Origin of the sequence: Bradyrhizobium viridifuturi (assembly GCF_001238275.1) — a bacterium.
GTDB classification, from domain to species: Bacteria; Pseudomonadota; Alphaproteobacteria; order Rhizobiales; family Xanthobacteraceae; genus Bradyrhizobium; species Bradyrhizobium viridifuturi.
The window spans coordinates 122,010-142,638 of the sequence record NZ_LGTB01000008.1; the positions used below are offsets into that span (position 1 = coordinate 122,010).

Here is a 20,629-nt window from a genome sequence, read left to right on the forward strand (position 1 = left end):
TGTCCGCAGTTTATCCGGTTTTGGCAATCGTTCGATTAGCAATCGCTTGGTAGCGCTGTCAATATCGGTTTGTCTGCGACGAACGTCGTGATATGAGCGGCAAATGGCCCGAAAGCGCATCACGCCTGGCAAGATCCGGCTCGCCGAAGTCGCGAAGCTCGCCGGCGTCAGTCCGATTACGGCCTCGCGTTTCTTCAGGAATCCGGACGCGCTCTCGACCGGCAAGCGCGCCCGGGTCGAGAGTGCGGCAAAAGAACTCGGTTACGTGCCCAATCTCGCGGCACGCGCGCTTGCGTCGCAGCGTACCGAGGTGATCGGTGTCCTGATCCCGTCGCTGACCAACAACGTGTTCGCGGACGTGCTGCGCGGCATCTATGACGCGCTCGACGTCAGCCGCTACAGCATTCAGCTCGCCAACACCCGCTACAGCATCCTGCAGGAAGAGCGCCTGCTGCGTCTTTTTCTGGCACAGAAGCCGGCCGGGCTGATCATTACCGGCATCAACCAGACCGCCGATTCCCGCCGCGTCATGGAGGCAGTGGATTGCCCGATCGTGCAAATCATGGAGGTCGGCCCCTCGCCGATCGACATGATGATCGGATTCTCGCATTTTGACGCGGCAAAAGCCGCGATCGCCCACCTCCTTGCGCAGGGCTACCGACGGATCGGCTTCCTCGGCGCGCGAATGGATCCGCGGGTGCAGCGGCGGCTTGACGGCTATCGCGCCGCGATGACCGAGGCCGCCCTGTTCGATCCGCAGCTCATCGTCACCACAGCGATACCGACCTCGGTGACGCTGGGCGGGACGCTGTTTGCCGACCTGCTCGCCAAGGCGCCCGACATCGACGCGGTGTTCTGCGTCAATGACGACCTTGCACTCGGCGCGCTGTTCGAATGCAAGCGCCGCCACATGGCGGTGCCGGAGCAGGTGGCGATCGTCGGCTTCAACGACCTCGAATTCATGGCGTCGAGCGAGCCGACGCTGAGCAGCGTGCGCACCAATCGTTACGAAATGGGCAGAAACGCTGCCATGATGGTGATCGAGACGCTGGAAGGCCGCCGTCCCGCTAAGCCCGTCGTCGACCTCGGCTTCAGTGTCATGGAACGGCAAAGCTCGGCGCGACGCAGCTGACATGCACTTGACACCAGCCCGTCACAAGGACGCGAAAAATGACAAAATGATAGCGCAACCAAGTGCCTTCAACTAAGGTCCAATTCATCCATCGAAACACCTGTGCCTGATCGCCTGGGTTTGTAATGCCCGACGATTTGCGCAAGGTAGAACAACGTTGAACCAGAGCCCTTGAATGGGCCCAGCACGATTTGCATTGCGGGAGAAACCAATGACAAAACCCCATACCAACGGGCACAGCGCCGCAGGCGAGACCACAAAGGGCAAGGGCCGCAGGCTCCGCTCCCAGGAATGGTTCGACAACCCGCACAATCCGGGCATGACCGCGCTCTATCTCGAGCGCTATCTCAATTACGGCCTGACCCGCGAGGAATTGCAGTCGGGCAAGCCGATCATCGGCATCGCACAGACCGGCAACGACCTGTCGCCCTGCAACCGGCATCACCTCGAGCTCGCCCACCGCGTCCGCGAGGGCATCCGCGCCGCCGGCGGCATCGCGATGGAGTTTCCAACCCATCCGATCCAGGAGACCGGCAAGCGCCCGACCGCGGCGCTCGACCGCAACCTCGCCTATCTCGGCCTCGTCGAGGTGCTGTTCGGCTATCCGCTCGACGGTGTCGTGCTGACCACCGGCTGCGACAAGACCACGCCTGCGTGCATGATGGCGGCGGCGACCGTGAACCTGCCGGCGATCGTGCTGTCGGGCGGCCCGATGCTCAACGGCTGGCACGAAGGCCAGCGCACCGGCTCCGGCACCGTGGTGTGGAAGGCGCGCGAACGGCTCGCCGCGGGCGAGATCGACTATGAGCGGTTCATCGAGATCGTGGCCTCCTCGGCGCCCTCGGTCGGCCATTGCAACACGATGGGCACCGCCTCGACGATGAACTCGCTGGCGGAGGCGCTCGGCTTCTCGCTGCCGGGCTGCGCGGCGATCCCGGCGCCCTATCGCGAGCGCGGCCAGATCGCCTACGAGACCGGCAAACGCATCGTCGACATGGTCTGGGAAGACCTCAAGCCGTCGGACTTCCTGACCCGCGAGGCGTTCGAGAACTGCATCGTGGTCAACTCCGCGATCGGCGGCTCGACCAACGCGCCGATCCACATCAATGCGCTGGCGCGCCATGTCGGCGTCGAGCTGTCGATCGACGACTGGCAGAAATACGGCCACGACGTGCCGCTGCTGGTCAACATGCAGCCGGCCGGCTTCTATCTCGGCGAGGAATATCACCGCGCCGGCGGCGTGCCCTCGGTCGTACGCGAGCTGATCAAGCACAAGCGCATCCATGAAGGCGCCCTCACCGTCAACGGCCGCACCATGGGCGAGAATTGCAAGGAAGCGCAGAAGCCCGACGGCGACGTGATCTGGGGCTACGACAAGCCGCTGGTGAAGGATGCCGGCTTCATCGTGCTGCGCGGCAATCTGTTTGATTCCGCGATCATGAAGACCAGCGTGATCTCGAAGGAATTCCGCGACCGCTATCTGTCCAACCCGAAGGACCTCAACGCCTTCGAGGGCCGCGCCGTCGTGTTCGAGGGCCCGGAGGACTATCACGCGCGGATCGAGGATCCCGCGCTCGACATCGACGAGCACTGCATTCTGTTCATCCGCGGCACCGGCCCGATCGGCTATCCCGGCGGAGCCGAGGTGGTGAACATGCAGCCGCCGGCGGCGCTGATCAAACGCGGCATCCTGTCCCTGCCCTGCATCGGCGACGGCCGGCAGTCCGGCACCTCGGGCTCGCCCTCGATCCTCAACGCCTCGCCGGAGGCCGCGGCCGATGGCGGGCTCGCGATCCTGAGGAGCGGCGACAAGGTGCGTATCGACCTCAACAAAGGCAGCGCCAACATCATGATCTCCGAGGATGAGCTGCGCACCCGCCGCGCCGAGCTGAAGGCCAAGGGCGGCTTCCCGCACCCGGCCAACCAGACGCCGTGGCAGGAGCTCTACCGCCAGACCGTCGGCCAGCACGCCACCGGCGCCTGCCTCGAGCTCGCGACGCGCTACCACGACATTGCCGGCAAGGTCGGCGTGGCGCGGGACAATCACTGAAGCATCAACCGTCATTCCGGGATGGTGCGTAAGCACCAGACCCGGAATCTCGAGATTCCGGGTTCGCGCTGCGCGCGCCCCGGAATGACGGGCAAGAGGAAGGGAAGAAAAGCATGTCAGACAGACTGAAGGGCAAACGCGCCGTCGTCACCGCCGCGGCGGCGGGCATCGGGCGTGCATGCGCGATCGCATTCGCCCGTGAAGGCGCGACCGTGATCGCCACCGACATCAACGAGAGCGGCATCGCCACGCTCGGCAAGGAAGGCATCGCCGAGACCGCGCGGCTGGACGTTCGCAGCACGGCCGATGTCAACAGCTTCGCCAAGCGTGTCGGCAAGATCGACATCCTGCTCAATGCGGCGGGCTTCGTGCATCACGGCACCATTCTGGAGTGCTCGGACGAAGACTTCGACTTCTCGTTCGATCTCAACGTCAAGTCCATGCACCGGACCATCAAGGCGTTTCTGCCTGCGATGCTGGCAGGCGGAGGCGGCAGCATCGTCAACATTTCGTCCTGCGCGGCATTGCGGCCCCCGGCCAATCGCTACGTCTACAGTGCGTCGAAGGCGGCGGTTTCGCTGCTCACGCGCGCGGTCGCGCTCGACTTCATCACCCAGGGCATCCGCTGCAATGCGATCTGCCCCGGCACCGTCGAGACGCCCTCGATGCTGGAGCGCGCGGCTGCCGCGGGTCCGGACGGACGCGAGAAGTTCGTCGCCCGCCAGAAGATGGGCCGGCTCGGCACCGCCGAGGAAATCGCGGCCATGGCGGTGTATCTTGCGAGCGACGAAGCGGCTTTCACCACCGGCGTCGACATGGTCGTCGACGGCGGCTTCATGCTCTGACGGGCACGCAAAGGCATTCAGCATGAACAAAATCGATCTCAACGGCCGCTGCGCCGTCGTCACCGGCGGCGCGCAGGGGTTCGGCCGCGCCATCACCGAGCGCTTCGTCGCATCCGGCGCCAAGGTCGCGATCTGGGATTTCGACCAGCCGCTGGCGGAGAAGACCGCGCGGGCGATTGGCGAGAACGTGATCGCGATCAAGACCGACATCGCCGATCCCGATGCGGTCGACGCCGCGCGCGATCAGACGCTCAGGGCATTCGGCAAGATCGACATCCTGGTCAACAATGCCGGTATCACCGGCGCCAACAAGCCCGTCTGGGAAACCGATCTCGACGACTGGCGCCGGGTGATGCGCATCAATCTCGAGGGTCCCTTCATCTGCTGCAAGGCGATCGTGCCGACCATGATCGGCCAGAAATACGGCCGCATCGTCAACATCGCCTCGATCGCCGGCAAGGAGGGCAACCCGAACGCCGCGCACTATTCCTCGTCGAAGGCTGGCCTGATCGCGCTGACGAAATCGCTCGGAAAGGAGCTCGCGCAGCACGACATCCTGGTCAATGCGGTGACGCCGGCCGCGGCGAAGACCGCGATCTTCGACCAGATGACGCAAGCCCATATCGACTTCATGCTGTCGAAGATTCCGAAGGCCCGCTTCGTGCAGGTCGAGGAACTGGCTTCGATGGTGGCTTGGCTGGCTTCGGAAGACTGCGCCTTCTCGACCGGCGCGGTGTTCGACATCTCGGGCGGCCGGGCGACGTACTAGCTCGCCCGCTTCGCCGGCTGCCGAAGCGCGGCGACCAGGTGATCTGCCAAGAGTGATGCCGCGCGCGACAGCTTTGGCGCGCGGTGCAGGCGGATTTCGGCCCGCGGCAGCCGCGGCATGCCATCACGCGCCGTCAGGCGCCGCAGCGCCGGCGGAAAGGTGCCGGACTTGACCACGGTCACAGCGAGGCCCTGCGCCGCGATTGCCTCGACCGCAGACAGGCTATGGCTGACAAAGGCGAGCCGCCATGGCCGACTCGCTTCGTCCAGCGCCTGCATCGCCCAGCTCCGAAACAGGCAGCCCTGCGGATAGAGCGCGACCGGCAGCGGATCCATTTCTTCGACACGATGCGATGCGCTGGCGGCCCACACCGCCTGCTCGGTGCGCAGCAACTCGCCCTCGCCGCGCCCTTCCGGATGCATCGCGATCACGAGGTCATAGGCTTCGCCGAGCCGGTCGGGCATCGACGATGTCAGCCCGGTCTCCATCTCGACCTGGATCAGCGGATAGTTGGCGACAAATTCCTTGAGCAGCGGCGGCACGATCAAAGTGCCGTAGTCATCCATCACGCCGAGGCGAACCTGCCCGTCGGTGCCGTGCTCGCGCACCCGGCCGATCGCTTCCGCGTTGAGGCTCAAGATGCGGCGGGCGTAACCCAGCAACCCTTCGCCGGCTGCGCTGAGGTCGACGCTGGATGTGCTGCGGTGAAACAACTCGGCCTGCAGCCGTTCTTCCAGCCGCTTCACCTGCATGCTGACGGCGGATTGGGTCCGGTTCAGCGCCGAGGCGGCCCGGGTGAAGGAGCGATGGTCCGCCACCGCGACAAAGGCTTGCAGCAGATCCGGGTCGAGGACGGGCGCGCTCATAACAAATCTTGATTTTAATGATCATATTTATTCCATTCCATGGATACCTCCCCTTCCCTAGGTTGCGCAAGCGAAACAGAGGGATCGATCGGGATGGGCGAAATCTGGGGCGTATCGGCCGCGGTGTTGTCGAGTGCGATCGGCGGAACCTCGATCGGAGCGACGCGGTTCCTGGTCGGCGCGATCGATCCATTGGCGATCGGCGCGTTCCGGTTCGGCATCGGCGTCCTGCTGCTGCTGCCGCTCGCATTGCTACAACCTGGAAGCTGGCCGCCGCGGCGCGACTGGCTCGGTGTCACCGGCCTCGGCCTGCTGTTCTTCGCGGTGTTTCCGATCCTGTTCAACGCCTCGCTGATTTTCACGACTGCCGCGCGGGGCGCGCTTGCGCTCTCGACCTTGCCGCTGCTGACCATGCTGGTCGGCGCAGCGCTCGGTGCCGAGCCACTCACCGCGCGCAAGGCCACGGGCGTGCTGGTCACCATCCTTGGTGTCGCGATGGCGCTGCTCTCCGGCCTTGCCACGGCTCCGCCGGACGCCTGGGGCGGCGATCTCTTGATGGTCGCGGCCGCGCTTTGCATGGCGCTCTACAGCATCTGGTCGAAGCCCTTCATCCGCCGCTCCGGCCCGATCCCCTTCACCACGCTCGCGATGGCTGCCGGGGCCGTGGTCCTGATCGCGGCCTCGCTGCTGCGCGGCAGTTTTGCGCCGGTCGCGGAGTTTGGCGCGCCGCAATGGTTCAGCGCGACCTATCTTGGCGCGTTCGGCGCGGCGCTCACCTTCTATCTCTGGGCCTTCGCGCTGGAGCGGACGACGCCAACCCGGGTGGCGATCTCGGTCACCGTCAATCCGATCGCGGCCTCGCTGGTCGGTGCGGTCCTGCTCGGCGAGCCGCTGAGCTGGAATCTTGTCGCCGGGATCGTCACGGTGTTTGCCGGCATCTGGATCGCGACCACGCAGCCGCACAAGGCTCGCGTGGTCTCACCGGAGACATCCTGACCCGCGACCACGCACCCGCAAAGCCGCCGCCGAATCCGTGCTAGCCTGAAGGTCATTCCCGAGCGAACCCAAAGGGCGGCACGCCATTGAACATTTCCCTCTACGACGTCTCCGTCTGGGTCCTGCCGCTGGTCATCGCGATCACGTTTCACGAAGCCGCACACGGCTTCGTCGCGCACCGGCTCGGCGACGACACCGCCTGGAAGCTCGGGCGCGTCAGCTTCAACCCGCTGAAGCACATCGACCCATTCGGCACGCTGATCCTGCCGGCGGTGCTGCTGTTCGCGCATTCGCCGTTCCTGTTCGGCTACGCCAAGCCGGTGCCCGTGAGCTTCCGCAAGCTGAACCATCCCAAGCTCGACATGGTCTGGGTGGCGCTGGCCGGCCCGGTCACCAACATCATCCTGGCGACCGTAGCGGCGCTGGCATTCCACGCGCTGCCATTGGTTCCGGCAGGTGCGGCAAAATGGACTGCGGACAATCTGAAAAACGCGTTCCTGATCAACATCGTGCTCGCGATCTTCAACATGATGCCAATCCCGCCGCTGGACGGCGGAAGGGTCGCGGTCGGGCTGCTGCCGCGGCCGCTGGCGATCCCGCTGGCCCGGCTGGAGCCCTACGGCATGCTGATCCTGATCGGCCTTCTGATCCTGCTGCCCGTGATTGGCAGGCAGATCGGCCTAAATCTTGATGTTATTTCAACGATACTGCGAACTCTGACCGGCTATGTGATCAATGCCCTTCTCCTCATTACCGGAAACACATAGCCTTTGATTTGGCGCATGATCTGACCGGAATTCGGTGCCAATCTCCGGACATGCGCGGGGACAGGAACGCTTCGAGGCCATGGTGATCAAAGCTGCCGATATGCTGATTGCACGACGCGCCGACACGCGTGCGCGGGCTGACTTTGCAACCTGGAAGATGATGGCGAAGCTGAACGGCGCTTCTGCTTTGCCGCCCGAGGCGCAGAATTTCCTGGCCATCTACAAGAGGCTGCTGGAGCAGATGACCGACGCCGAGGCCAGCGAGGCGACGATCCAGGAGATGTACCGCACCTATTATGCGGAAATGGGCGGCGCCGGAAAGGCGCCCGAGGTTCCGGCGCGCACGCGCGAACCGGTTGCCGACACCGGCAACGTCACCGCGTTCCGCCGCCTGCCCGCCAAGAAAGCGGCCACATCGGACCCGAACGCCAAGCGTCCGATGCCGGTGGCGCTGATCTTCGCCTGCCTCGTCGTGGTCTACGTCGCGATCCGCTACTACTGGAAATAGCGCCGCCCGCGCTTCATCCCGTTCGACACATTCATGACAGACACGCGAACGCCGCGGCATCGCGTCGCGCGTCATCGGCCATTCAATCACCGCGGCGTGGAATATCGCGCGCGCTCGATCGAAGCAGCGCCCTAGGCGATGCGCCCGATGCCGGGCATAATGCGGAACTCAAAAAACAAAATCATACTGGAGGGAAGATGAAGCGTTCCATTGCAGCCCTGGTCACGACAGCCCTGGCCGCGACCGCGAGCCTCGTGTTCGCCGGCACAGCGTCGGCGCAGACCATGGACAAGGTCGCCAAGGTCGGCGCCCTCGGCGATCAGTCCGGTCTCTATCAGGATATCGGCGGTCCCGGCTCGACGGTCGCGGCGCAGATGGCAATCGAGGATTCCGGGCTGCTGGCCAAGGGCTGGAAGATCGATTTGATCTCGGCCGACCACCAGAACAAGCCGGATGTTGCGGTCAACATCGGCAAGCAGTGGATCGATGTCGAGAAGGTCGACGTGTTCGTCGATCTGGCGGCGTCCAATGTCGGGCTTGCGATCGCCAACCTCGCCAAGGAGAAGAACGTCGTCAATTTGAACTCGGGCTCTGCCTCGTCCGACCTCACGGGCGCGCAGTGCTCGCCGAACACGGTGCACTGGGTCTACGACACCTACATGCTCGCCAACGGCACCGGCAAGGCGCTGGTGAAATCCGGCGGCGACACCTGGTTCTTCCTCACCGCGGACTACGCGTTCGGCCAGGCGCTGGAGCGCGACACCTCGAATGTCGTCACCGCGAACGGCGGCAAGGTGCTCGGCAGCGTCAAGCATCCGCTCAACAACGCGGACTTCTCGTCTTTCCTGCTGCAGGCACAAAGCTCGAAGGCCAAGATCGTCGGCCTTGCCAATGCCGGCGGCGACACCACCAACGCGATCAAGCAGGCCGCCGAATTCGGCATCGTCTCGGGCGGCCAGCGGCTCGCCGGCATGCTGCTGTTCATTACCGACATCAATGCGCTCGGCCTCAACGTTGCCCAGGGCCTGAACTTCACCGAAACGTTCTACTGGGACATGAACGATCAGACCCGCGCCTTCACCAAGCGCTTCATGGAGCGCTTCAAGAAGAACCCGCCGACCATGGTGCAGGCCGGCGTCTATTCGTCGCTGATCCACTATTTCAAGGCGCTGGAAGCACTCGGCGGCAATCCGCATGACGGCCGCGCCGTGGTCGCCAAGATGAAGGAGCTGCCGACCGACGATCCGCTGTTCGGCAAGGGCTCAATCCGCGTCGACGGCCGCAAGATCCACCCCGCCTACCTGTTCGAGGTGAAGAAGCCTTCGGAGTCGAAATATCCGTGGGACTATTACAAGCTGATCGCGACGATCCCGGCGGATGAAGCCTGGTTGCCGCTCGAGAAGAGCGTCTGCCCACTCGTGAAGAAGAGCTGAGTACCCGTCATTCCCCGATGCACAATTGCGCATCGGGGAATGACGACAGCTACTTCTTCGGCTTGTTGAACGTGACGGGAAGCGTGAAGGAGAACTGGTCCTCGGTCAGTCCGGCCGGCGGCGCCGGCACGGGATCGGAGCGGTGGACCATCGAGACCGCTGCGTCGTCGAACGCGGCATCCCCGGACGTTTCCATCACCGCAACGGACAAGACCTTGCCGAGGCGATTGAGCACCAGGGCAAGCTTCACCTTGCCCTCCTTGGTCTTGCTATTCTCCGGGAATTTCTTGTGCAGGTCGAGATAGGCGCTGATCTTCTTGCCCCATTTGGCGGTCAGCGCGAACTTGTCCTTGCCGATCCCGGGATTGGGCGCCTTCGTCGTCTCCGACTGACGCGAAGCGTCTTCCAGCTTGGTCGGCGCGGCCGCTTCTGAAGCCTGCTGCGCTTCCTGCGCGTTGGTCTCGACCTTGGCGACCTTGGCTTCCTCCTCCTTCTGCTTCTTGGCGGTGTCCTCCGTCACGATGCGATCGGGATCGTCGGCCTCGACAGGCTTTTCCTGAGGCAGGTCGGTGTCCTTCACCTCTGCCTTCTGCTGCGCCATTTCCTGCACGGCCTGCTGCTCGTCAGCCGGCGCGCCGGGCGGTGCGGCTTCTTCAGGCACATCGGGAGAGGCAAGCTCGACGGCGTACTCCGCGCCGGCAGCACCAAGCCCCTCGTCGCCGTCGTCGCCGCGCAAATTCGTCAGCGCCAGCGCCGCGCCGCCCAGATGCAGCCCGACCGCCGTCACCGCGGCGATTACCCAGAGCCGCTTCGACGTCCGCAGATCGAGATCGGGGTTGGTGGACATCGCTGATCGCCGTCAGGGTTTGGCCGGCTCGGCCTGCGGGGCCGCGGGCGCGCCAGGCACGCCCTCGAGCGCGACCAGCTTCACATGCGTGTAGCCGCCGGCGCGCAACAGCTCCATGACGCCCATCAGCTCGCCATAGGGCACCATGCGATCGGCGCGCAGGAACACGTATTTGTCCCGGCTCATGTCGGGCACCGCATCCAGCGAATTGATCAGGTCGGCCCGCTTCACTGCGTTCTCCCCGATCGCCAACGTCAGGTCCGGCTTGATGCTGAGATAGGTCGGCTTGTCCGGCTTCTTCTGCGGCGTCGCGCTGGAGGTCGGCAGATCGATCGGCAGGTCGACGGTCGAGAGCGGTGCCGCCACCATGAAGATGATCAGCAGCACCAGCATCACGTCGATGAACGGCGTGACGTTGATCTCGTGGGATTCCGCGAAATCGTCGTCGCCGTCGTTCTCGGAGATCGAGACTGCCATCGCCTACTCCGCCGCGGCGGCGCGCCCGTGCGCGCTGCGCGGAACCTCGCCGGGAATGCTGCCATGGGTGCGATCGAGATCGCGCGACAGCAGCCGCCCCGCGGCGCCCGAGGCGCGGTTGACGAGCTCGAGATAGACCTTCGTGACGCGAGAGAAATGGTTGTAGATGATGACCGCGGGGATCGCCGCGACGAGGCCGATCGCGGTTGCGAGCAGCGCTTCCGCGATGCCCGGCGCCACCACGGCAAGGTTCGTCTCTGCGACTTCGAAATGCCGATGAAGCTGTTCATGATGCCCCAGACGGTGCCGAACAGGCCGACGAACGGCGACGTTGCGCCGATGGTCGCGAGCAGGCCCATGCCGATGCGGATCTTGCGGGCTTCGGCGCGCACGATCTCTGCAAAGCTCGACGCCGCGCGTTCCTTGATGCCGGCATCGCTCGAGATGCCCGCCGACAGGCGCCCCTCGCGCATCGCCGCGCCGATGAACGACGACAGCACGGTGCCCTTGGCGCCTAGCGCGAACTGCGCTTCGGCGAGCGAGCGCGATTCAGCGATCTTGGCGAGCGCGCCGCGCAGCTTGCTTTGCGCGACGGTCAGCTCGACCATCTTGGCGATGAACACCGTCCAGGTCACGAGCGATGCGAACGCAAGACCGAGCATCACCGCCTTCACGATGATGTCGGCGTTCAAGAACATATTCCACGGCGACAATTCGTGCAGGCCGGTCGCGGTCGATTTCAGCGCCTTGCCATCGCCGCTCGCAGGCGCGCCCGATGACGCATCGAGCGCCGCCGGTGCCGGAGCCGCAGCGGCCGGTGTCACCTGTGCTTGCGGCGCTGCGGTCGCCGGCTGGGCTGCCGGCGCGACCTGAGCAGTAGCAGGCTGGGCCGTCGCAGGCTGAGCCGCTGCAGGCTGCACCGCCTGCGGTTGGGCCACGGCTGCGGGCTGGGGCCGGGTCACGGGCTGCGCGGCAGGCGCCGTTTGCTGCTGCGCCGAAGACGGCGCGGCCAGCAACAGCATCGCCAGCGAGGCGATCATGGCGGATGCAGCGGGGAACTTGAATGTCATCATCAGTTACACTTCAGCCCAGTGACGGATCAGGTTGTGATAAATCCCGGTCAATTTGACCGTTTCAGGGTCATCGCGCCCCAGCCGCTCCACCAGAGCCTGGATCGCGGTGTCGAGATCAAAGATCAGGCTGCGCGCGTGGGCATCCCGTACCATGCTCTGCAGCCAGAAAAAAGACGCTACCCGGGTCCCCCGCGTGACCGGCGTGACCAGATGCAAGCTGGACGCAGGATAAACCACGAGATCGCCTGCCGGCAGCTTGATTTCGTGCGATCCGTAGAGGTCTTCGATGACGAGCTCGCCGCCATCATAGTCTTCCGGCTCCGATAAAAACAGCGTGACCGACAGGTCGGTGCGGATCCGCAAGCCCGTCAGCCTGTCGCCCCGCACCGCATTGTCGACATGCAGGCCGAAATGGTGCCCGTCGCTTGCTGCGTAGCGGTTGAACAAGGGTGGAAAGATTCGAAGCGGGATCGCCGCCGAGATGAAGCGCGGGCTTGCCGACAGCGCCGACAGGACCCGGTTGCCGAGCTGCCGCGCGACCTCGCTGTCGGGCGGCAACTGCTCGTTGCGCTTGACCATCGCGGAGGCAGCCCCCGCGGTCGAGCGGCCGTCTTCCCATTCGGCTTGCTCCATGATGCGGCGGAAGTCCGCCACATCAGCCTTGCTCAATACGTTGGGAATACAGACCAGCATCTTGTGCCGCGAGGCCTCCGTCAGTAACGCGCAGACACAACCAGATACGCAGCGCGTCCTGGCGCCTCGAGCACGAAGGGTGCTGCGCTCTGGTACAGCGCGTCGTAGTAACGCTTGTCGAAGATGTTGTTGACGAACAGCTTCATGGTCCAGTGCTTGTCGATCTTGGCCTCGGCAAAGGCGTCGAAGCGCCAGTAGCTCGGGATCGACGTGCCCTGGTTCGCTGCCAGCAGCGTGCCGCCATAGACCTTGGAGCGGTACACCGCCTGCCCGCCGAGCTCCCACATGTCGGTGAGCTGGTACTTCGTCAACATGCTGAACGACTGATGCGCGACGTTGGCGAGCGGCAGCCCGACATTGCTCGAATACAGGATCGTGTTGGCCGGCGGTGCCAGTGACCTGGTCACTTCCGACTGCATCAGCACGAGGCCGCCGAACACGCTCCACTTGTCGGTGATCTTGCCGCCGACGCCGAGATCGACGCCGCGGATGCGATAGGCCGCACCTGCCGTGATGCAGGAGACGTTGCCGGTCGTTCCGGCCGGATAGACGCAACCCGGGATCGCCGCGGCTGCGGTCGTGCTGCCGACGTTCTGCGCTTCGCGCGCGTTTTCCTTCTCGGTCTGGAATAGCGCGGCCGTCACCAGCAGATGCCGGTCGAACAGCTCCCATTTGGTGCCGACCTCGATGGCCTTGTTCTTCTCCGGCCCGAAGATCTGGGTATTGCCGCCGTTGAGAACCGGATTGATGCCGCCATAGGCGGTGCTGGTGCCGTCGAACTCGGCGCCGACAGGGTTGGACGAGGTCGCATAGGCCGCATAGACGCTGCCGTTCGGCAGCGGCTTCAGTGTGAGGCCGACGTTGAAATTCGGCATCCCGAAATCGGCCGACTGCTTGCCGAATGTGCTGACGCCGTTCACCGTGCCGTATCCGGACGTCGTGAGCTGGTAGTCGTCGTAACGGACGCCGCCATTGAGAATGACGAAATCATTCCAGTTGGCGGTGTCCATGATGTAACCGCTGACCGTGTCGATGCCGATCTTGGTCGCCTGACCGGATAGCCCTGACGGAATCGGGAACGGAATGTTGGTGTATTGCGGATTGAACACGCTGACGCCGGAGAGAGATCCGCTGCCCGTGAAAGGCGATGTGCCGGTCGTCACTTCGGAGCTCAGCCCGAGATATTTGTCGATCGAAGACCGCTCGTTGTCGTATTCGACGCCGGCCGTCGTCGTGTGCTTGAAGCCGAGACCGTCGACCGACTTGTAGGTCGCCTCGGTCTGGTTGGCGAACACGTCAGTGACCTGGTAGCGGCTCTGCGGATTGAGACTGAGCGTCGAGGCCGAGAGCGGATTGGTCAGCACCGGCGATTCCGGCAGCGTGCCGATGTAGTTCTGGGTCGAGCGCGACTCCCGAATCTTGTTGCTGATCACGAGGTCAGGCGTGACCTGCACCTCGGCGTTGATCGTGCCGATGTCCTGCCCGGTCCTGAAGAAGTCGCGATTGACGAAGCCGTAGAAATTGTTGCGGTTGACGCCGAAGTCCGGGAACGGGCCGCCGGCCGTGCTCGCGGTGCTCGGCCGGTAGTACGGCACGCCGAAATCCGGGATGCCGGTGAGCTCGGTGTGGATGTAATTGCCGGTGATCTTCACCGCATCGACCGGCTTCCACGTGCCGGCGACGAACGCGCCGTCGCGGTTGTCGGTGACATAGCTGCGGCCGGCGACGCCGGCATCCTGGAACAGGCCGCCGGCGCGGATCGCCAGCGTCGGGCTGATCACCTGGTTGACATCGAGCGTCACCCGCTTGGTGCGATCGGTGCCGAACGTGGTGTCCATGTTGTAGAAGCTGTTCTCCGTCGTCGCCTGCTTGGTGACGATGTTGATCGCGCCGCCGGTGGTGCCGCGGCCGGCAAAGGACGAGCCGGGGCCGCGCAGGATCTCGACCTGCTCGGTGAAGAAGTTCTCGCGGACGCTGACGCCGGCGTCGCGCACACCGTCGATGAAGATGTCGTTGCGGGCATCGAAGCCGCGGATGAAGAAGCGGTCGCCGAACGCGTTGCCGCCCTCGCCCGTGCCGAGCGTGACGCCGGCCGTCGACAGGATTGCGGACTTCAGCGAGGTCGCGTTCTTGTCCTCGAGCACGTCCTTGGTCAGCACCGTCACCGACTTCGGTGTATTCAGGATCGGCTCGGGATATTTCCCGGATGCCTGCAAGCGGTCGCCCTTGTACGGCGCGGCCGGATCCGCGTAGCGGTCGCGGTCAGCGGGAAGACCGCCGGCGTTGGGAAACGGCACCGGCGCCTGCTGAGCCTGCTGGTTGGTGCGGCGCGCGGCGCGGCGCAGCGCGTTGCGGGCGCGGACCTGGTCCGACGTCGGCTTGGAGGAGACGGGCCGCGGGCGCGCGACGGGGGCATCGACATTCACCGGCGGCAGGTTGGTCTGCTGCGCTTCGGCGCCCGAAAACGACGCCACCGCGATCAGGCTCGCGACTGCGGAGACCTTCGTGGCAGAATAACCCGTATCATCAGCCGAACCGATTGCTGCTTCGAAGCGCAGCGATCTCGGCGCCTTCACATTGCTCATTGTCTTGCACGCCCCCAGAAACCAAATTCGTCGCGAAATCTCCTGCGACGAACTGTCTCCTCCGGTTATCGAGCGTGACCTTTTTTATCAATGCGATCAGCGCCACAGTTTGCTTGAATCGCCCCAGTTCAAAGGGATTCTAATCTGTGGTTTGAAATCGTTCTAAACTCTAGTTTTTAAGCGTTCTAATAACGATTCTAAACTGCTGCCGACAATCACTCGGCGCTCGGCGGCTTCATCAGCGAAAACAGCTCGTCGATGGTCCGCTGCGCGACCTGCCGCACACGGTCGCTGTTCTCGAGGCCGGCGATATTGACGCCGTTGACGACCGCTTTGATCTCGTCGCGGAAGTCACTGAGAAAACGCAGCGGGTCGCGCTGCTCGTTGGCGACGCGCGCGATCAATCCAGTGACCAGGATCTGGCAAGCCATCATGCGTCCGTTCAACTCATCCATCGCGGCCCTCATCCTCTCGCATCGTCGCTGCGCGATATGAACGACATCCCGCGGCGTTTCAACCGCGTCGCGCAAGCCGCGAGCCGATGAAGGGGTCGAGCGCAGGACTGCGCGCTACCAGACGCGCGCTATTTCGCGGCGATGTGCTCGGCGTCCTCGCCAAGCGCCTTGATGCGATCCTTGACCTCGCGAAGCGTGGCGAGGCCGCTTTCGACATGCCGGTCCGAGACGTCGCGCAGCACGTCGCCGGCGATCGCATCGCGCAGACTGTCGAGATCGTCGACGAGGCGGCGCCCGGTCCTGGTCAGGAACAGGCGATTGGCGCGGCGATCCCTGGGGTCGGGACGGCGTTCGAGCAGGCCATGCTCGACCAGCCGGTCAAGTAGCCGCACCAGCGAGATCGGCTGCAATTCGAGGACGTCGGCAAGGTCAACCTGGGACAGTCCTTCCTGCTCACGCAGACGGAAGAGCACGATCCATTGAGCGCGGGTGGTGCCTCGCGCCTTGGCGCGATGATCGATATAATTGCGCAGCAGCCTGGAACTCTCGACGAGCTGCGCAATGAACTGGCGTTTGAGGTCGAGCGACATAGGGGTCCTCGGTGCGTTTTCCAGCCGGAATGTTTCTGCTCGTTTCTGACCTAAACCTTTCCAAATGTTTAGGATTCTCAAGCCTTGGTGTGTTTACACATTAAGTGCACGCATATTATATCCGCAAGCTCTGTGAACCGTTTCGATCGCCCTTTATTGTTACGTCGAACCCAAGAGTCCGCATGTCAAAGTCACGCACCATCGGTTGGGTTTTAGTGATCGCTGCGGTTGGCGCCGCCGGCTATTTCGGCTGGCAAAAATATTCCGACAACAAGCTGGCGGCTGAGGCTGCGCAGAAGCGTGCTGCCCAGCAACGTCCGGCCGTTCCGGTCAAGATTTCGCCGGTCGAGAAGGCCGACTTCCCGGTCTACCTGACCGGTCTCGGCACGGTGCAGGCGTTCAACACCGTCCAGGTTCGCACCCGGGTCGACGGCCAGATCACCAAGATCGCCTTCAAGGAAGGCCAGTTCGTCAAGGCCGGCGACACGCTGGTGGAGATCGATCCGCGGCCTTATCAGGCGACGCTCGACCAGGCCAAGGCCAAGAAGGCCCAGGACGAGGCCAACCTCGCCAACGCCAATCTCGACCTGCAGCGCTACACCAAGCTCGGCGAGTTCGCGACCCGCCAGCAGCTCGACACCCAGCGCTCCACCGTGGCCCAGCTGACGGCGCAGATCGCGGCCGACGAAGCCGCCATCTTCAACGCGCAGACCCAGGTCGACTACACCACCGTCAAGTCGCCGATCGACGGCATCGTCGGCCTGCGACTGGTCGATATCGGCAACATCGTCAACGCGTCGGCCCAGACCGGCATCGTGACGATCACCCAGATCGAGCCGATTACCGTGATCTTCACCGCGCCGGAAGACCAGCTGCCGGACATCAAGGCGGCGCTGGCCGTGGCGCCGCCCAAGACCATTGCCCTGACTACCGACGGCAAGCGGGTGCTGTCGACCGGAACCCTGGCGCTGATCAACAATCAGGTCGACACCACAAGCGGGACTGTCCGGCTGAAGGCGGTGTTTGATAACAAGGACCATGCGCTGTGGCCGGGCCAGTCGGTCTCGACCCGGCTCCTGGTCCGAACCTTGAAGGATGCCACCGTCGTGCCGGATGACGCGGTGCAGCATGGCACCGAGGGCCTATACGCGTATTCAGTCAATCAGGAGAACAAGGCCGAGCTTCGCAAGCTGAAGGTCAGCCAGTCGATCGACGGCAAGTCGGTGATCGACGAAGGCCTGTCGCCGGGACAGCAGGTGATCACCGCGGGCCAGTACAAGGTCTCGCCGGGAACCCTGGTGACGACGGCGGTGGCGAGCTCGGACCAGTCCCAGTCGAAGGTTACGCAGGAATGAGCGACGGAATATCCGCACCATTCATTCGCTTCCCTATCGGCACCTCGCTGCTGATGGCCGGCATCCTGTTTGTCGGCCTCGTTGCCTATCCCCTGCTTCCGGTGGCGCCGCTGCCGCAAGTCGACTTCCCGACCATCCAGATCACCGCGACGCTCCCGGGCGGCAGCCCGGAGACCATGGCGAGCTCGGTCGCCCAGCCGCTGGAGCGCCAGTTCGCGCAGATCCCCGGCATCGCGCAGATGACCTCGACGAGCTATCTCGGCACGGCGTCGGTCACAATCCAGTTCGACCTCAACCGCTCGATCGACGGCGCCGCCAACGACGTGCAGGCCGCGATCAACGCCGCCAGCGGCCAGTTGCCGAAGAACCTTCCCTCGCCGCCGACCTATCGCAAGGTCAATCCAGCGGACGCGCCGATCATGCTGCTGTCGGCGACATCGGACACGCTGCCGCTGACCACGGTCAGCGATTCCGTCGACGCCCAGCTTGCCCAGCAGATCAGCCAGATCTCCGGCGTCGCGCAGGTCATCATCGGCGGCCAGCAGAAGCCGTCGGTCCGCGTCCAGATCGACCCGGCCAAGCTGGTCGCGAAGGGCCTGTCGCTGGAGGACGTCCGCGCCGCGATCAACATCGCAACCGTCGACAGCCCGAAGGGCAATATCGACGGCGCCACCCGCGCCTACACCATCTATGCCAACGACCAGTTGCTCACGGCGGAGCTGGAACGACGTCATCATCGCGTACCGCAATGGCGGACCTTTGCGGATCCGCGACATCGGCCAGGCCGTGACCGGGCCGGAGGACGCCAAGCAGGCTGCCTGGGCCAACGGCAAGCGCGGCGTGTTCCTCGTCGTCTTCAAGCAGCCCGGCGCCAACGTCATCGACACCGTCGACAAGATCAAGGCGGCGCTGCCGCGGCTGGTCGCAGCCATTCCACCGGCGGTCAAGATCGAGGTCATCTCCGACCGCACCACCACGATCCGCGCCGCGGTGGAGGACGTCCAGTTCACCCTGATGCTGACCATTTTCCTGGTCGTGATGGTGATCTTCGTCTTCCTGCGCAGCTTCTGGGCGACCGTGATCCCTGCCGTGACGGTGCCGCTGGCGCTGCTCGGCGCCTGCGCGCTGATGTGGATCTTCGGCTACACGCTCGACAATCTATCGCTGATGGCGCTCACGATCGCGGTCGGCTTCGTGGTCGACGATGCCATCGTGATGCTGGAGAACATCAGCCGCTACATCGAGGAAGGCGAGCGGCCGATGGCGGCCGCCTTCAAGGGTTCCAAGGAAATCGGCTTCACCATCGTCTCGATCAGCATCTCGCTGGTCGCGGTGCTGATTCCGTTGCTGCTGATGGGCGGCATCATCGGCCGCCTGTTCCGCGAATTCGCTGTCGTGCTGGCGATGACGATCTTCGTCTCGATGTTCGTGTCGCTGACGCTGACGCCGATGATGGCCTCGCGCTTCCTGCGCGCCCACAACGAGGAGAGGCACGGCCGTCTCTACAAGCTCAGCGAGCGCGGCTTCGATGCCATGCTGCGCGGCTATCAGAGCGGGCTCGACCTTGCGCTGCGCTGGAAGTTCACCACCCTGATGATCTTCTTCGCGACGCTGGCGCTGTCGATCTACATGTTCGTCATCATCCCGAAGGGCTTCTTCCCGCAGCAGGACGTCGGCCTGATCACCGCGACCTCGGAGGCCAACCAGGACATCTCCTTCGCTGAAATGAAGGGCAAGCAGGAGCAGCTCAGCAAGATCGTGATGCAGGATCCCGGCGTGGCGACGGTTGCGATGGCGATCGGCGGCAGCGGCCGGGCCGGCAACAACGGCAACATGTTCATCACGCTCAAGCCGCTGAACGAGCGCGATGCCAACGCGCAGCAGATCATCGCTCGCCTTCGGCCGAAGTTGGAGAAGGTGCTCGGCGCCCGGCTGTTCATGCAGGCCGCGCAGGACGTTCGCCTCGGTGGCCGCCCGACCCGTACCCAGTTCGAGTTCACGTTGCAGGACGCCAACCTCGCCGAGCTGAACGAATGGGCGCCGAAGATCCTCGGCAAGATGCAGACGCTGCCGCAGCTGCGCGACGTCGCCACCGACCAGCAGACCAACGGGACGACCGTCGAGCTGAAGATCAACCGCGACACCGCCTCGCGCTACGGCATCCAGCCGCAGCTGATCGACGACACGCTCTATGACGCGTTCGGCCAGCGCCAGGTGACGCAGTACTTCACCCAGCTCAACAGCTACCACGTCATCCTCGAGGTGCTGCCGGAGCTGCAGGGCTCGATCGACACGCTGAACAACATCTACATCAAGTCGCCGCTGACCGGCGAACAGGTGCCGCTGTCGACCTTCGCGAAATGGACCACCGTGCCGGTGCGGCCGCTGTCGATCAGCCACCAGGGCCAGTTCCCGGCGATCACCATTTCGTTCAACCTGGCGCAGGGTGTCGCGCTCGGCCAGGCGACCGAAGCAGTGCAGAAGGCCATGATCGACCTTGGCGCCCCGCCGACCCTGAGCTCGAGCTTCCAGGGCACCGCGCAGGCGTTCCAGCAATCGCTGTCGACCGTGCCGCTATTGATTCTGGCGGCGCTCGTGGTCGTCTATTTGATCCTCGGTATCCTCTACGAGAGCTACATCCACCCGATCACCATTCTGTCGACACTGCCCTCGGCCGGCGTCGGCGCGCTGGCGATCCTGATGGCCGCGGGCTTCGACTTCTCACTGATCGCGCTGATCGGCATCATCCTGCTGATCGGCATCGTGAAGAAGAACGGCATCATGATGGTCGACTTCGCGATCGCCGCCGAGCGCGACCAGCACATGGAGCCGGTGGCGGCGATCCGTCAGGCTGCCCTGCTCCGCTTCCGCCCGATCATGATGACGACGATGGCCGCCATGCTCGGCGGCGTGCCGCTGATGCTCGGGACCGGCACCGGCTCCGAAATCCGCCAACCGCTCGGCTACGCCATGGTCGGCGGCCTGATCGTCAGCCAGGCGCTGACGCTGTTCACAACGCCGGTCGTCTATCTCTATCTCGACAGGCTCTCCAACGCGTTCGCGAATTGGGGCCGCTCGCCGCGCGTCGACCACGACGCCGACGATGGCGAAGACCGATCGGTCAAGCAGGCCGCCGAGTGACTTGACTTTTCACCCCATACCGGCACACCCGAAGGATGTTCATTTCG

Annotated in this window: 16 protein-coding genes and 2 pseudogenes; 10 read left to right on the forward strand and 8 right to left on the reverse strand. The window is 64.3% G+C overall.

What is annotated here, in order from left to right; translation table 11 throughout:
• Window positions 1-103: 103 nt before the first annotated feature.
• The 4 genes from gntR to ALC15_RS09510 all read left to right on the forward strand — a co-directional run bounded on the left by gntR (window position 104) and on the right by ALC15_RS09510 (window position 4,796).
• The gene (gene gntR / locus ALC15_RS09495; protein ID WP_050627009.1) at window positions 104-1,132 is read left to right on the forward strand and encodes an HTH-type transcriptional regulator GntR; all 1,029 of its coding nucleotides are present in this window, start codon (window positions 104-106) and stop codon (window positions 1,130-1,132) included.
• Between the two features lie 211 nt (window positions 1,133-1,343).
• Window positions 1,344-3,182, forward strand: a complete 1,839-nt coding sequence (locus ALC15_RS09500) for an IlvD/Edd family dehydratase (RefSeq protein WP_050627010.1) — start codon at window positions 1,344-1,346, stop codon at window positions 3,180-3,182.
• 113 nt (window positions 3,183-3,295) lie between these two features.
• Entirely contained in the window at window positions 3,296-4,027 is a 732-nt protein-coding gene (locus ALC15_RS09505; RefSeq protein WP_050627011.1) for an SDR family oxidoreductase, read from the forward strand.
• Between the two features lie 22 nt (window positions 4,028-4,049).
• Window positions 4,050-4,796 (forward strand): SDR family NAD(P)-dependent oxidoreductase, encoded by a 747-nt coding sequence (locus ALC15_RS09510; protein ID WP_050627012.1) that lies wholly within the window; start codon window positions 4,050-4,052, stop codon window positions 4,794-4,796.
• Here ALC15_RS09510 and ALC15_RS09515 read toward each other — a convergent pair.
• On the reverse strand, window positions 4,793-5,662 hold the full coding sequence (locus ALC15_RS09515; RefSeq protein ID WP_050627013.1) for a LysR substrate-binding domain-containing protein: 870 nt from the start codon (window positions 5,660-5,662) through the stop codon (window positions 4,793-4,795). The two genes, ALC15_RS09510 and ALC15_RS09515, sit on opposite strands and share 4 nt — an antisense overlap.
• A gap of 93 nt (window positions 5,663-5,755) precedes the next feature.
• On the opposite strand from ALC15_RS09515, the gene ALC15_RS09520 reads away from it, so the two are divergent.
• The 4 genes from ALC15_RS09520 (at window position 5,756) to ALC15_RS09535 (ending at window position 9,366) form a co-directional block, all read left to right on the forward strand.
• Window positions 5,756-6,658: a DMT family transporter gene (locus tag ALC15_RS09520; protein WP_050627014.1), complete on the forward strand. Its 903-nt coding sequence runs from the start codon at window positions 5,756-5,758 to the stop codon at window positions 6,656-6,658.
• Between the two features lie 86 nt (window positions 6,659-6,744).
• Window positions 6,745-7,425: a site-2 protease family protein gene (locus tag ALC15_RS09525; RefSeq protein ID WP_050627015.1), complete on the forward strand. Its 681-nt coding sequence runs from the start codon at window positions 6,745-6,747 to the stop codon at window positions 7,423-7,425.
• Between the two features lie 100 nt (window positions 7,426-7,525).
• Window positions 7,526-7,933 (forward strand): hypothetical protein, encoded by a 408-nt coding sequence (locus ALC15_RS09530; protein ID WP_050627083.1) that lies wholly within the window; start codon window positions 7,526-7,528, stop codon window positions 7,931-7,933.
• Between the two features lie 197 nt (window positions 7,934-8,130).
• Window positions 8,131-9,366: an ABC transporter substrate-binding protein gene (locus ALC15_RS09535; protein ID WP_050627016.1), complete on the forward strand. Its 1,236-nt coding sequence runs from the start codon at window positions 8,131-8,133 to the stop codon at window positions 9,364-9,366.
• Window positions 9,367-9,415: 49 nt separating this feature from the next.
• On the opposite strand, the gene tolA is transcribed toward ALC15_RS09535, so the two are convergent.
• The 7 genes and pseudogenes from tolA to ALC15_RS09570 all read right to left on the reverse strand — a co-directional run bounded on the left by tolA (window position 9,416) and on the right by ALC15_RS09570 (window position 16,086).
• Complete coding sequence (gene tolA / locus ALC15_RS09540) at window positions 9,416-10,213, reverse strand: cell envelope integrity protein TolA (protein ID WP_050627017.1); 798 nt, start codon at window positions 10,211-10,213, stop codon at window positions 9,416-9,418.
• A 12-nt stretch (window positions 10,214-10,225) separates the two neighbouring features.
• The gene (exbD, locus tag ALC15_RS09545) at window positions 10,226-10,690 is read right to left on the reverse strand and encodes a TonB system transport protein ExbD (RefSeq protein WP_050627018.1); all 465 of its coding nucleotides are present in this window, start codon (window positions 10,688-10,690) and stop codon (window positions 10,226-10,228) included.
• A gap of 3 nt (window positions 10,691-10,693) precedes the next feature.
• Window positions 10,694-11,763 (reverse strand): annotated as a pseudogene (exbB, locus tag ALC15_RS09550) (tonB-system energizer ExbB).
• 3 nt (window positions 11,764-11,766) lie between these two features.
• Window positions 11,767-12,456, reverse strand: coding sequence for a Fe2+-dependent dioxygenase (locus ALC15_RS09555; RefSeq protein ID WP_050627019.1), 690 nt, complete (start codon window positions 12,454-12,456; stop codon window positions 11,767-11,769).
• A gap of 20 nt (window positions 12,457-12,476) precedes the next feature.
• Window positions 12,477-15,041: a TonB-dependent receptor gene (locus ALC15_RS09560; RefSeq protein ID WP_094193786.1), complete on the reverse strand. Its 2,565-nt coding sequence runs from the start codon at window positions 15,039-15,041 to the stop codon at window positions 12,477-12,479.
• Window positions 15,042-15,256: 215 nt separating this feature from the next.
• Entirely contained in the window at window positions 15,257-15,496 is a 240-nt protein-coding gene (locus ALC15_RS09565) for a hypothetical protein (RefSeq protein WP_050627020.1), read from the reverse strand.
• 128 nt (window positions 15,497-15,624) lie between these two features.
• A complete protein-coding gene (locus tag ALC15_RS09570) occupies window positions 15,625-16,086 on the reverse strand; it encodes a MarR family winged helix-turn-helix transcriptional regulator (protein ID WP_050418810.1) in 462 nt (153 codons plus the stop codon).
• Between the two features lie 182 nt (window positions 16,087-16,268).
• On the opposite strand from ALC15_RS09570, the gene ALC15_RS09575 reads away from it, so the two are divergent.
• Together ALC15_RS09575 and ALC15_RS09580 are read left to right on the forward strand one after the other, a co-directional pair.
• Complete coding sequence (locus tag ALC15_RS09575; protein ID WP_050627021.1) at window positions 16,269-17,441, forward strand: efflux RND transporter periplasmic adaptor subunit; 1,173 nt, start codon at window positions 16,269-16,271, stop codon at window positions 17,439-17,441.
• Window positions 17,438-20,582: pseudogene (locus ALC15_RS09580) on the forward strand (efflux RND transporter permease subunit). Before ALC15_RS09575 ends, ALC15_RS09580 begins: the two are co-directional and overlap by 4 nt.
• Window positions 20,583-20,629: the final 47 nt, after the last annotated feature.

Bases quoted from the DNA above. Each gene is read 5' to 3' on its own strand.
- ALC15_RS09555 (WP_050627019.1), bottom strand. From the start codon at position 12,456: ATGCTGGTCTGTATTCCCAACGTATTGAGCAAGGCTGATGTGGCGGAC.
- ALC15_RS09560 (WP_094193786.1), bottom strand. From the start codon at position 15,041: ATGAGCAATGTGAAGGCGCCGAGATCGCTGCGCTTCGAAGCAGCAATC.
- ALC15_RS09510 (WP_050627012.1), top strand. From the start codon at position 4,050: ATGAACAAAATCGATCTCAACGGCCGCTGCGCCGTCGTCACCGGCGGC.
- ALC15_RS09530 (WP_050627083.1), top strand. From the start codon at position 7,526: ATGCTGATTGCACGACGCGCCGACACGCGTGCGCGGGCTGACTTTGCA.
- exbD (WP_050627018.1), bottom strand. From the start codon at position 10,690: ATGGCAGTCTCGATCTCCGAGAACGACGGCGACGACGATTTCGCGGAA.
- tolA (WP_050627017.1), bottom strand. From the start codon at position 10,213: ATGTCCACCAACCCCGATCTCGATCTGCGGACGTCGAAGCGGCTCTGG.
- ALC15_RS09570 (WP_050418810.1), bottom strand. From the start codon at position 16,086: ATGTCGCTCGACCTCAAACGCCAGTTCATTGCGCAGCTCGTCGAGAGT.
- ALC15_RS09515 (WP_050627013.1), bottom strand. From the start codon at position 5,662: ATGAGCGCGCCCGTCCTCGACCCGGATCTGCTGCAAGCCTTTGTCGCG.
- ALC15_RS09535 (WP_050627016.1), top strand. From the start codon at position 8,131: ATGAAGCGTTCCATTGCAGCCCTGGTCACGACAGCCCTGGCCGCGACC.
- ALC15_RS09500 (WP_050627010.1), top strand. From the start codon at position 1,344: ATGACAAAACCCCATACCAACGGGCACAGCGCCGCAGGCGAGACCACA.
- gntR (WP_050627009.1), top strand. From the start codon at position 104: ATGGCCCGAAAGCGCATCACGCCTGGCAAGATCCGGCTCGCCGAAGTC.
- ALC15_RS09575 (WP_050627021.1), top strand. From the start codon at position 16,269: ATGTCAAAGTCACGCACCATCGGTTGGGTTTTAGTGATCGCTGCGGTT.
- ALC15_RS09505 (WP_050627011.1), top strand. From the start codon at position 3,296: ATGTCAGACAGACTGAAGGGCAAACGCGCCGTCGTCACCGCCGCGGCG.
- ALC15_RS09520 (WP_050627014.1), top strand. From the start codon at position 5,756: ATGGGCGAAATCTGGGGCGTATCGGCCGCGGTGTTGTCGAGTGCGATC.
- ALC15_RS09565 (WP_050627020.1), bottom strand. From the start codon at position 15,496: ATGGATGAGTTGAACGGACGCATGATGGCTTGCCAGATCCTGGTCACT.